The following is an 11,496-nucleotide window of genomic DNA, read 5'->3' as shown; positions in this document are numbered from 1 at the left end:
GCCACGTGGCGAGGGAACGTGACTTAGGGTTTCAGCGTGCGCGTGGCACGAACCCTCATGAAGATCGTGCGTTTCCTCAGACGCCCCCGGGTCTTCGACACGACGCTGGTGATCGTGCTCTCCGCCCCGGTGCTCCTGGGCGCGGTCATCGTGCTCCTGAGCACGGCCTCCGTGACCGTCCAGGACGAGACACGGATGACGCTGGCCGCCGGGCTCCATGTGGCGGCCTCCCTGTGCCTGCTCATGAGGCGTGGCCGGCCGATCCTGACCGCTTCGCTGGTGGCCGCGCTGGGCGTCGCGGGCATCGTCGTGCAGTCGCTGTCCCTCTACAACCTGCCCTCGTACGTCGCGTTCTACAGCCTGGGCCGCTACACCACCGGCCGCCCGACACTGATCACCTCGGTGACGGTCTTCGTCGTCTACTCGATCGGTACGGAGCTGTCCCGCGCCACGGCGGACAACTGGCTGGCGTCCCTGTTCGCCGTCCTCGTGCCCGTGGGCACCGGCCAGTTCGTCCGGCTCAGGAGCGAGCTCAACGAGCGCGGCAGGCAGGAGGCCGCCGGCGCCGCCGTGCGCGCCGAGCGACGGCGTATCGCCAGGGAGCTGCACGACGTGGTCGCCCACCACATCACCGTGATCAACGCCCTGGTCGGCGGCGCGCGGGCCACACTCCCACCGGGGCAGGACGTCGCCAGGAACGCTCTGGAGAGCGCCGAGCGGACGGCCCGCCAGGCGATGTCGGAGATGCGCCACCTGCTCGACGTACTCAGGGCCGACGGCAACGAGGGACCGGACGCCGCGACGGGGGTGAACGCGGAGCGGCTGCCCGTGCTGATCGACGAGGCCAGGGCGGCGGGGCTGCCCGCCGGCCTGACGGTGACCGGCGAGCCCGTCGAGCTGCCCGCCGCCGTGGACCACGCCGTCTACCGGATCGTCCAGGAGGCGCTGACCAACACGCGCAAGCACGCCGTCAGCGCCAGGGCCGACGTTCGGCTGGCGTACGAGCCGGCCGCGGTGGAGGTCGAGGTGGTCGACGACGGCCTGGCGAGAGAGTCCGGCGGCCTGGCGAGGGAGCCCGGCGCGCCGGGGTTCGGGCTCGGCGGCATGGCCGAGCGGGTGGCGTTGTGCGGCGGCCGGCTGTCCACGGGCCCGCGCCCGGAAGGCGGTTTCCGGGTGCACGCCCGCATCCCCCTGGAGAGATCGTGATCAGAGTTCTGCTGGCGGACGACCACGAGCTGGTGCGCATGGGCTTCAGGCTGATGCTGGACGCCCAGCCCGACCTGAGCGTGGTCGGCGAGGCCGCCGACGGCGCGGAGGCGGTGGAGCTGAGCAGGAGACTCCGGCCGGACGTGGTGCTCATGGACCTGCATATGCCCGGCCTGGACGGCGTGCGCGCCACCGAGCTCATCACCTCGGAGCTGCCGGGGGTACGGGTGCTCGCGCTGAGCACGTTCGACCTGGACGAGAACGTGGTCGCGGCGCTGAGGGCGGGCGCCGACGGATTCCTGCCCAAGGACATCTCCGCCGAGGAGCTGATCGAGGGCGTACGCGTGGTGCACTGCGGCGAGTCGGCCGTCGCGCCGCGCCTGCTGACCAGGCTCATCGGCACGTTCGTCCGTGCCCCGCGCCCGAGGGCGGTGCCCGCCGAGCTGGCCGGGCTGACCAACAGGGAGCGGGAGATCCTCGTGCTGATCGCCAGAGGCCGCTCGAACCCGGAGATCGCCGCCGACCTGTCCGTCTCCCCCTCGACCGTCAAGAACCACGTGACGAGCCTGTTCGCCAAGATCGGCGCCAGGGATCGGGCGCAGGCCGTGATCGTCGCGTACGAGGCGGCACTGATCCAACCTGGAGAGTAGGACCGGGATCCCAGAGCCCGCCGCCGAGAACCGTTCCCGGGCATGAAGAAACCGGCCGCCCGCGACGGCACGCTGGGATCATGACCGTGATTCGCGCAACGAACCTGAGCAAGCGTTACGGCGGCACCACCGCGGTGGCGGACCTGTCGTTCGACGTCAAGCCCGGTCAGGTGACCGGATTCCTGGGCCCGAACGGGGCCGGCAAGTCCACGACCATGCGCATGATCCTCGGGCTCGACCGGCCGTCCGGCGGCTCGGCGCTCGTGGACGGGCGGCCGTACCACGAACTGCGGCACCCGCTGCGCAAGGTCGGCGCGCTGCTGGACGCCAAGGCCGTGCACGGCGGGCGCAGCGCGCGCAACCACCTGCTGGCCATCGCCCAGAGCAACGGCATCCCCGCGACCCGGGTGGACGAGGTGCTGGAGGCGACGGGCCTGCGGGAGGTGGCCGGGCGGCGGGTCGGCGGCTTCTCGCTGGGCATGTCGCAGCGGCTCGGCATCGCCACGGCGCTGCTCGGCGACCCGGAGATCCTCGTCTTCGACGAGCCCGTCAACGGCCTCGACCCCGACGGCATCCTGTGGATCCGCACGCTCATGCGCGAGCTGGCCGCCGAGGGGCGCACGGTGTTCGTCTCCAGTCACCTCATGAGCGAGATGGCCCAGACCGCCGACCACCTGATCGTGATCGGCAGGGGCAGGCTCATCGCCGACACGAGCGTGCGGGAGTTCATCGGGCGCAGCTCGCAGGGGTACGTGCGGGTGCGCTCGCCCCGGCTGGCCGAGGTGGCCGAGCTGATCAGGGTGGGCGAGCCGCACCCGGACCACCTGCGGGTGACCGCGATGAGCCCGCTGGAGATCGGCACGATCACCGCGCGGGCCGCCATCCCGCTGGAGGAGCTGACGTTCGTGCGGCCCTCGCTGGAATCGGCCTACATGGAGCTCACCAAGGACAGTCTGGAGTTCACGTCATGATCGACATTTTCAGGTCCGAATGGACCAAGATCCGCTCGGTCCGCTCGACGGTGTGGACCCTGGTCGTCACCGCCGCGCTGCTGCTGGGCCTCTCCGCCCTCCTCAGCGTCGCGGTCAAGAACACGGCCGACGGGCCGATCCTGGGCGGGCAGGCGATCATGACGAGCCTGAGCGGCGCGATGCTCGCCTCGATGTCCATGGCCACCCTGGGTGTCCTGGTGATCTCCAGCGAGTACCGGACCGGCGGCATCCGTACCTCACTCTTGGCCGTGCCCCGGCGCATGAGGCTGCTGACCGGCAAGATCGTGGTGTTCGTCGCGATCTCGCTGGTCGTCTGCACTGTCGCGTCGGCCGGAGCGGTCGGCGTCGGCGTGGCGATCTCCCAGCCGCAGTCGATCGAGATGGGCGAGGTGGTGCGCTCCTCGCTCGGGTCCGGTCTCTACCTGACCGCGTGCGGGCTGTTCGGGCTGGGACTGGGCACGCTGATCAGGCACACGCCGGGCGCGATCGTGTCGGCCGTCGCGCTGATCCTGGTACTGCCCGCGATGGCGAACCAGCTCCCGGGCGGCTGGGGCAGGACCGTGGCCGAGTACTTCACCACGAACGCCGGCCAGCTGGTCGTGTCCGGCCGGGACGGCGGCTCCCTGGGCCCGTGGAGCGGGCTGGCGGTCTACCTCGCCTGGGTGGCCGTCGCCCTGCTCGCGGGCGCCGTGCTGATGCGGCGCCGCGACGCGTAGACCGCCCGGCGTCTCGGGGGCCGGCCCTGACTCGGGGGCCGGCCCCCAACGGGTGTCCGGCCCCGAACCGCGTCCGGGCTTAGACGGCGTCCGGCCCTAGATGGCGTCCGGCCCTGGACGGTGTCGGGCCTGGACGGTGTCGGGGCCCAGACGGCGTCCGGCCCTAAACAGCGTCGGGTTTAGACGGTGTTCCCTCGCCTCCGGGCTGGCATGGAACGTCGACTCCGCGATCGGCGTCGCCGTCGTCACGCTCATCCTGCGGACCGCCGACGACCCGCTCACCGGCTTCCACGGCGTCTTCCGGTTCGCCGTCGCCATGATCGTGGTCGTCCTGGCCGCCGTCCCGCTCCTGCCCGGCCGCCCGGAGGCACCGGCCGCGCAGGAGGAGCCGGCAGTACGCGAGGAATCGGTCGTACGGGAGGAGCCGGCCGTACTGGAGGAGCCGGCCGTACTGAAGGAGACGGCCACGTCGGGAGGGACGTCCCGGTACTCCGGTGACGTTCCACGATCCTGAAGGTGGGGACGGGGACGCGTGTTCCCGGCTCGTGCCACCCCGGCGTGGCACCTCACCGGGGCGAGGTCCCGGGCCCGTCCTCCTCCTCGTCGTCGTCGATCAGCAGGAAGTCGGGCCGGTTCTCGCGCCACCCGGGCACGTCCATCGAGTTGAGCACGGAGATCAGCTTCTTCTCCTCGTAGATGAAGTGCGTCCGCATGACCGCCGACAGCGCCTCCACCTCCTGGCGCACCTTGGAGGCCGTGACCGGGTCCGGCTGCTCCGGGAGGGATTCGAGCAGTTTCTGTAGATTTCCCAGCAGCCAGTCCAGCTGGTTGTGGTCGGTACGCAGGTCGGAGAGCACCTTGCGCAGCTCGGGGAACTCCTCGGCGATCGCCGGGAACGCGCCCCTGTCCTCGCCGACGTGGTGGCGCGTCAACGCCGTGCAGAAGGAGAGGCAGTGGGCGCGCAGGTCACGGGACGGAAGCCCCTTGCCGTCGAAGTAGTCGTCGACGCCGTCCTGGAGGTCCTCCAGCATCTCGCGGAGCCAGATGTGCACTTCGAGCAGCTGTGTGCCGAAAGCGGTGAGGCGGTCGCCCGCCCCGGGACGTGCGTTCATGCTCTTCCCCCGATAGGTCGACCCGCCCGGCGTCGCGGAGCCCCGGAGGCGGACGCGGCGGGTTCCGGCGGATCCGCGGCGCCACGCCGTCCGCGGCCCCGGATCCGGAACCCATGCCGAAGGGAGGATCGACTATACCTTCGCCGGCCCCGTCCACGGGGCCCGCGCCGACGCGACGGGCCCCGTGGACCTCCGCTCACATGGAGGGTTCCGCGCCCGGTGCCGGGGTGGCGGCCTTGGGCTCGCGGCGCAGCAGGGCCCGCAGCTTCCTCTCGATCGGATACTCGTACAGCCGGTACAGCCCCCACGACAGCAGCACGCTGACGACCAGGCCGATGAGCGCGTACGGCAGGTGCGCCCAGGTGGGCTGCGGGAAGTCGTAGAGCGACTGCCGCCCGAACGCGTGCTTGGCGATGGGGAAGAGCACCAGGAAGTGGATCAGGTAGAAGGCGTAGGACCACTGGCCGAGCGCCACCAGCGGGCGGGAGCTCAGCAGGCTGCGCCTTCCGGCCAGGTCGTTGGTCGCCGCCGCCGCGATGAGCAGCGCGAACACCACGATGCTGCCCCGGTTGGCGGTCTCGGCCAGCGCGGTCTGCCACACGCCGGACCAGGACCACGCCCACAGCAGCGCGAAGTAGCCGACCGTGATCGCGGTCGCCGTGCGCAGCCCGATCGGGCCGCGCCAGCCCCTGCGCACCGCGGCGGCGATCACGATGCCCAGCACGAACTCGCTGACCCGGGAGATCGGCGAGTGGGTGGCGAAGTAGTACAGGTCGGAGGTGAACCAGTTCTCCGCGGTGAGCTGCGGGTTGGCGAGCCAGAGCCACACGCGCGTGCCGATGCTGATCGCGATGAGCGCCGCGGCGATCAGCACCATCTGCCGCAGGGTTCGCCGCACGATCGGGCGCACCACGAACGGGAAGACCGCGTAGAAGAACGCCTCGCACGACAGCGACCAGGAGACGGTGTGCGGCACGGTGTCGCCCTGGAACGACGACGGGAACCACGCCTGCACCATGAGCAGCGTGGCGACCGTCCACCACACCAGCGACGTGCCGCCCTCGGTGGGCCAGAGCTGGCCGCCGACGAGCAGCGCGACCGCCGCGACGGTGGTGATGAGCAGCGACGGCCAGATCCTGGCGAAGCGGCGCCAGTAGAACTTCGGCGCGGTGTCCCTGTCGAAGAACGTCCAGGTGAGGACGTATCCGGACAGGACGAAGAAGAACGTCACCCCGGCCGTGCCGAGGACGAACAGCTCGTTGAGGTAGGGCAGGGGCAGCAGGATCGCGACGTGGCTGAAGAACACGCCGAACGCGGCGAACCACCGCAGCCCGGTCAGCGACTCCAGCCGTGTCCTGGGCGGTCCCTCGATCGTTTCCGGTGACGGCCTGGCGGCCAACGAGGTCACGACGCCGCCTCCTCTCCCGTGAGGCCGGCTTGCGCGCGGCGTTCGTCGACGAGCGCCGCCTGTTCGCGGACGGTCGCGTGGCGCAGCAGGTCGGGCAGTTCCACCTCGACGCCGAACGCCACCTCGTAGCGCAGGCTCAGCCTGGCCAGGGTGAGCGAGTGGCCGCCGAGGTCGAGGAAGCCGTCGGAGGCGCCGATCTCCTCCACGCCGAGCAGCTCGCGCCAGATCCCGGCGACGGCCTCCTCGGTGCCGCCCTGGACCGGCACGTGCCCGCCCTCGTCGCCGGGGGCGTCGGGGCTGGGCAGTTCCTCGTGGGCGATGTGGCCCCCGGCGGTCCTGGGCAGGGCGTCGAGGACGGTGACGGAGCCGGGCACCTGGTACTCGGGCAGGTGGGCGGTGAGCTCCTTGGCGTCGATCCCCTCCCCCGCCACGTACGCGGCGAGCCGGTCGTGGCGCACGTCCACGGCGGCCTCGGCCACGCCGGGGCGGCCGGCCAGGGAGCGGGCCAGCTCGTCGGTGTCCACCTGGAACCCGCCGACGGTGAACATCCGGTCGAAGCGGCCGAGCAGCTCCGTCGAGCCGTCGGGCAGGGTACGGCCGCGGTCGCCGGTGGCGGCGCCCCCGACGTGGATCTCGCCGGGCACGCCGGTGGCGGCGGGGCGCCCGGCCCGGTCGGCGACCTCGATCGGCGTACCGGCCAGCGGTTCGCCGAGGAGGACACCCCTGCGGGGTTCGGCGAGCGGGTCGACCCGGCAGGCCGCGGCCCAGCGCTCCCCGTACAGGGTCCAGGTGGGGACGGCCGCGGCCAGTTCCCGCGCGAGGCCGGGCGGGGTGGTGGCCGCGTCGCAGAGCGCGGTGAACGGCCGGTCGGCGGGCAGTCCGTCCCGGAGCAGCAGCCGCCACGCGGCGGACGGGGCGTGCACGACGGTGGCGTCCGCGACCAGTTCCCTCAGCCGCCCGGCGTCGCGGGCGGCCTCGGGGGGCGCGGTCACCAGGTGCGCGCCGTGCAGGAGTGCCAGCAGCATGGCGTCGGCGAACGCGCCGGACGCGGGCGGGGCGAAGGTGAGCACGGTGTCGGCGGCACCCAGGCCGGCCCGCGAGGCCAGGTCCGCGATCGGCACGGTGGCCGCGCTCGCCGTACCGCCGTCGAGGACGTCCGCCTTGAGGCGGGCGTACCGCCAGACGGCGGGGTCGGGGCTGTCGGCGGCCGGGGGTTCGGCTCCCCTGCGCACGGCGGGCACGAGGGTCTCGGCGCGTGCGTCGAGCTCGGCGTACGTCAGCGTGACGGCGGAGGAGGCACCCCCGGAAGACGTGCCCTCGGAGGACGCGTCCGTGAAAGAAGCGTCCGTGGAGGACCCGTGAGCGGTGACGGCGGGCGAGCCGGGGGTGAGCCGCACCCGCTCGGCCAGGACGGCGGCCGCTCTCTCCGCGTCGCCGATCTCCGGCTCGGGAGCCCGGGGGGCCGGGGGGAGGGAGAGGTCGCCGACCGGCCGGTCCGGGTCGGCGCAGGCCCCGGCGACCAGGAGCGCGAACTGCCCGGCGAGTACCTCGACGGTTTCGGGGTCGAACAGGTCGTCGTTGTAGCCCCACAGGCCCGCCATGCCGTCGCCGTCGACGCTGAAGTCCACCATCAGGTCGAAGTGCGAGACCTCGACGTCGGGGACGAACTCCGAGGCCCGCACGCCCGGCAGGTTCAGGAAGACCCCGTCGTTGTCCCGCACCCCGAGCCCGGCCTGGAACAGCGGCGTGTGGCTCCGCGGACGCTGCGGGTGCAGCTCGCGCACCAGCTCCTCGAAGGGCATCTCCTCGTGGTCGTGTCCCTCCACGGAGGCGTGGCGCACCCGGCGCAGCAGCTCGCGGAAGGTGGGCTCGCCGCGCAGGTCGAGGCGGAGGCAGATGATGTTGATGAAGCACCCGACGAGCGCTTCGAGCTCGGGCCGGATGCGCCCGGCGGCGGGTACGGCGGTGACGATGTCGGCCTGGCCCGCGTAGCGCGACAGCAGCACGCCGTAGGCGGCCAGCAGCACGGTGAACGGGGTGGTGCCCTCGTCGCGCGCCACCGCGCGGACGGCGGCGACGACGTCGCCGGACAGCCGGGAGCGGTGGAAGCGGCCCGCGCGGCGCCGGTGCGGCGGCCTGGGCCGGTCGGAGGGCAGGTCGAGCAGGCGGGGAACGCCGTCCAGGGTCCGCCGCCAGTAGTCGACCAGGCGCGAGCGCACGTCCTCGGTGCGCAGCCGCTCGCGCTGCCAGACGGAGAAGTCGGTGTACTGCAGGTCCAGGTCGGGCAGGTTCGCGGGCCCGTCACCGGCCGCGCCGTAGAGGGTCTCGATCTCGCGCCCGACGATCCCGAAGGACGGGTCGTCGAAGACGATGTGGTGGAAGGTGAGCACGAGCACGTGGTCGTCGGGTCCCAGCCGGAGCAGCAGGGCCCGCCAGAGCGGCCCGTGACGCAGGTCGAACGGGGCCAGGATGTCGTCGGCGGCCATCCGCGCGGCCTCCGCCTCGACCTCGGGATCGGCCTCTCCGGCCGAGTCCTCGGAGCCCAGGTCCTCGGAGCCCAGGTCCTCGGAGCCCAGGTCCTCGGAGCCCAGGTCCACGGAGCGCAGCACGCTCGCGGGCGCGTCGCCGACGCGCTGCACGGGCATGCCGTCGACCTCCTCGACGGTGGAGCGCAGGATCTCGTGGCGTCTGATCACCTCGCACAGCGCCCGGTCGAGGGCGCCCGCGTCGAGGGGACCGCGCAGCCGCAGGGTGGCGGGCACGTGGTAGAACCCGAAACCCGGATTGAACATCTCGCCGAACCAGATGCGCTCCTGGGTTGAGGAGACCGGCACCCCCGAAGCCGGCACGGGATGTCGCGGGATGCGATCTCGCTCGCGCCGGCGGCGGGCGATCAGGTCGTGCACATTGTCCGCGCTGTTGGCAATCGTCATGTGAATGGTGTCCTCACGTCTGTGGGGTGCAGCGTGAATGCAGAATTTTGCGTCAGGATATGTCTTGATAAGCGAGAGCATTTACCCTCTATTGCGAAAAGGCGGCGAAACGGATATGGAGCTGCAGGGTGTGACGGCGCTGGTCTCGGGGGCCGGCGGGGGGCTGGGCGCCGCCACCGCGCGCGAGCTCGCCAAGGCCGGCGCGCACGTGGTCGTGGCCGACCTGGACGCCGGTACGGGAGGCCCGGTGGCCGACGAGGTGGGCGGCACGTTCGTGGAGACCGACGTGACCGACGCGGGGTCGGTCGAGCGCGCCGTGGAGCTGGCCGCCGGGGTCGCGGGGCCGCTGCGCGTGGCGGTGAGCTGCGCGGGGATCGCGCCCGCCGCCCGCACGGTCGGCCTCGACGGCAGGCCGCACGACGTGGAGACCTTCGAGCGGGCGCTCGCGGTCAACGTGGTCGGCACCTTCAACGTGATGCGCCTGGCCGCCGCCGCGATGGCCGCGACCGAGCCGCTGCAGGACGGCGAGCGCGGCGTGGTCGTCAACACCTCCTCGGCCGCCGCCGAGGACGGCCAGGCCGGTCAGGTCGCCTACGCCGCCTCCAAGGGCGCGGTCGCGGCGCTCACCCTGCCGGCCGCCCGCGACCTGGCCTCGGTCGGCGTGCGGGTGTGCGCGCTGTCACCCGGCCTGTTCGACACCCCGCTGCTCGCGGCGATCCCGCCGGAGTTCCGGCACCCGCTGGAACGGCAGATCGTCTTCCCGCCCCGGCCGGGAACGCCCGAGGAGTTCGCGCGGGCGGTCCGCGCCGTGTGCGAGCTGGGCTATCTCAACGCGGCGGTCGTCCGCCTGGACGGCGGCCTGCGCCTGCCCAACACCTGAGACGTTTGGGACCGGAATCTCCGAGCAGAACACCGAACCCGCGAACGCCTGCACGTCTCGCCGGCGGGATGCGGGGTAGCGTCCCCTTACGTTTCCATGGTCACCGATCGAGGGAGATGAAGAAATTGCTCACCCCACCCGACGGAATGCCGAGAATCACCCCGGTCATCTTCTACTCCGACGTCGAGAAAGCCATCGAATGGCTCATCGAGGCGTACGGATTCGAAAAGCGCAAGGTGCTGAACGACGACGACGGGTCGGTCGTCCACGCCGAGCTGTCGTTCGGCGAGGGTGTCGTGCAGCTCGCCGGGACGGGCGACGGCCGCAGGCACGAGCCGCAGGGCGAGGGCGAGCCGCGCCAGAGCCTGTACGTGTTCGTGGACGACGTGGACGAGCACTACGAGCGGGCGAAGGCCGCGGGAGCCGTGATCCGCGACAAGCCGGACACGCGCTTCTACGGCGACCGCAACTACACCAGCGAGGACCTGGAAGGACACCACTGGGTCTTCGCCCGCCGGGTCGAGGAGATCCCGTACGAGGAGATCGACACCCCATGAGCGCCGTCGAGCAGGTCAGGGAGCTGTACGAGCGCTACCCGTGCCCGTCGCTCACCGTCGGCGACGACCTGATCCTGGACCTGGCGCTCGGCATCGGCATGGTCGCCAGGGACAAGACCCTCGCGGGCAAGCGGGTGCTGGACGCCGGGTGCGGCACCGGGCACCAGCTGCTCGGGCTCGCCTCTCAGTACCCCCAGGCGCACTTCACCGGCATGGACCTGTCGCGGTCGTCGCTCGACGTGGCCGAGGAGCTGCGCGGGCGCAACGGGCTGGACAACGTGGAGCTGGTACGCGGCGCCATCGGCGGGGACGGCTTCGAGGGCCCCTACGACCTGATCGTGATGACCGGGGTGCTGCACTGCCTCGACGACCCCCGCGCGGGCCTCGCCTGGCTCGCCGAGCGGCTGTCGCCCGGCGGGCTGATGTACCTGTGGCTGTTCCACAGCTTCGGCGAGCACCAGCGGCTGATCGACCGCGAGCTGGTACGGCTGCTGTCGGGCGGCGACACCGGCGAGGAGGGCCTTTCGGTCGTTCACCGGCTGGGTTTCGGCCGGTCCGCGGGCCGCTACGGCACGGGCACCGCGCCCGGCGCCGACCCGCGCGACCAGGACGTGCTGGACGCCGACGCCTATCTGCACCCGGTCATGCGCACCCATCGCTTCGGCGACGCGGCCCGCCTGTTCGAAGGTCTCGACGGGATCGGCTGGGTCGCGCTGAACGGCGTCAACTGGGACGGCGGCGGCAAGATCCTCGACCTGGGCCGCCGCCACCCCGTCTCCCCGGTGTTCCTGTCGGACGCCGACCTGTTCGACGACGACGAGCTGCTCGCGCGCTACGCCGGGCTGCCCGTCGCCGAGCGGGCCGCGGTGATGGAGCTGCGGCTGGCGCCGACCGGCTTCACCGTCGTGGCCGGCGCCCCGGACGCGGAGAGGCTGTGTGAGTCCAGGATCTCGGGCAACGTGCTCCTGCGGAACCAGGCGCCCGGCGGGACCGGTCCCCGGTGACGACCTCGGCGTGCCGCCGGGCGGCCCGGACTCCCGCG

General features: G+C 72.3%; 11 protein-coding genes. 8 read left to right on the top strand and 3 right to left on the bottom strand.

The window, feature by feature from the left end; translation table 11 throughout:
- Window positions 1-36: 36 nt before the first annotated feature.
- From ACSC1Q_RS39175 to ACSC1Q_RS39155, 5 genes are all read left to right on the top strand, one after another.
- Entirely contained in the window at window positions 37-1,206 is a 1,170-nt protein-coding gene (locus ACSC1Q_RS39175; protein WP_436763800.1) for a sensor histidine kinase, read from the top strand.
- Window positions 1,203-1,856, top strand: coding sequence for a response regulator (locus ACSC1Q_RS39170; protein ID WP_436763799.1), 654 nt, complete (start codon window positions 1,203-1,205; stop codon window positions 1,854-1,856). The genes ACSC1Q_RS39175 and ACSC1Q_RS39170 overlap by 4 nt, the downstream gene beginning before the upstream one ends.
- Window positions 1,857-1,942: 86 nt before the next feature.
- A complete protein-coding gene (locus tag ACSC1Q_RS39165) occupies window positions 1,943-2,827 on the top strand; it encodes an ABC transporter ATP-binding protein (protein ID WP_436763834.1) in 885 nt (294 codons plus the stop codon).
- Window positions 2,824-3,564, top strand: coding sequence for an ABC transporter permease (locus tag ACSC1Q_RS39160; protein WP_436763798.1), 741 nt, complete (start codon window positions 2,824-2,826; stop codon window positions 3,562-3,564). The genes ACSC1Q_RS39165 and ACSC1Q_RS39160 overlap by 4 nt, the downstream gene beginning before the upstream one ends.
- 136 nt (window positions 3,565-3,700) lie before the next feature.
- The gene (locus ACSC1Q_RS39155) at window positions 3,701-4,078 is read left to right on the top strand and encodes a hypothetical protein (RefSeq protein ID WP_436763797.1); all 378 of its coding nucleotides are present in this window, start codon (window positions 3,701-3,703) and stop codon (window positions 4,076-4,078) included.
- A 52-nt stretch (window positions 4,079-4,130) separates the two neighbouring features.
- Here the strand turns inward: ACSC1Q_RS39155 and ACSC1Q_RS39150 are convergent, their stop codons facing one another.
- The 3 genes from ACSC1Q_RS39150 to ACSC1Q_RS39140 all read right to left on the bottom strand — a co-directional run bounded on the left by ACSC1Q_RS39150 (window position 4,131) and on the right by ACSC1Q_RS39140 (window position 9,017).
- A complete protein-coding gene (locus ACSC1Q_RS39150; RefSeq protein WP_436763796.1) occupies window positions 4,131-4,676 on the bottom strand; it encodes a hemerythrin domain-containing protein in 546 nt (181 codons plus the stop codon).
- 196 nt (window positions 4,677-4,872) lie between these two features.
- Complete coding sequence (locus ACSC1Q_RS39145) at window positions 4,873-6,084, bottom strand: acyltransferase family protein (protein ID WP_436763795.1); 1,212 nt, start codon at window positions 6,082-6,084, stop codon at window positions 4,873-4,875.
- The gene (locus tag ACSC1Q_RS39140) at window positions 6,081-9,017 is read right to left on the bottom strand and encodes a condensation domain-containing protein (RefSeq protein WP_436763794.1); all 2,937 of its coding nucleotides are present in this window, start codon (window positions 9,015-9,017) and stop codon (window positions 6,081-6,083) included. The genes ACSC1Q_RS39145 and ACSC1Q_RS39140 overlap by 4 nt, the downstream gene beginning before the upstream one ends.
- A gap of 115 nt (window positions 9,018-9,132) precedes the next feature.
- Here ACSC1Q_RS39140 and ACSC1Q_RS39135 point away from each other — a divergent pair, with 115 nt between their 5' ends.
- The 3 genes from ACSC1Q_RS39135 (at window position 9,133) to ACSC1Q_RS39125 (ending at window position 11,458) form a co-directional block, all read left to right on the top strand.
- Window positions 9,133-9,897 (top strand): SDR family NAD(P)-dependent oxidoreductase, encoded by a 765-nt coding sequence (locus ACSC1Q_RS39135; protein ID WP_436763793.1) that lies wholly within the window; start codon window positions 9,133-9,135, stop codon window positions 9,895-9,897.
- A 116-nt stretch (window positions 9,898-10,013) separates the two neighbouring features.
- A complete protein-coding gene (locus tag ACSC1Q_RS39130) occupies window positions 10,014-10,454 on the top strand; it encodes a VOC family protein (protein ID WP_329080250.1) in 441 nt (146 codons plus the stop codon).
- Window positions 10,451-11,458, top strand: coding sequence for a class I SAM-dependent methyltransferase (locus tag ACSC1Q_RS39125; RefSeq protein WP_436763792.1), 1,008 nt, complete (start codon window positions 10,451-10,453; stop codon window positions 11,456-11,458). The genes ACSC1Q_RS39130 and ACSC1Q_RS39125 overlap by 4 nt, the downstream gene beginning before the upstream one ends.
- Window positions 11,459-11,496 lie beyond the last annotated feature (38 nt).

This window comes from Streptosporangium heterodermiicola (genome assembly GCF_051390675.1).
Taxonomy (GTDB): Bacteria; Actinomycetota; Actinomycetes; order Streptosporangiales; family Streptosporangiaceae; genus Streptosporangium.
This window is presented reverse-complemented; position numbering and strand designations above follow the sequence as displayed.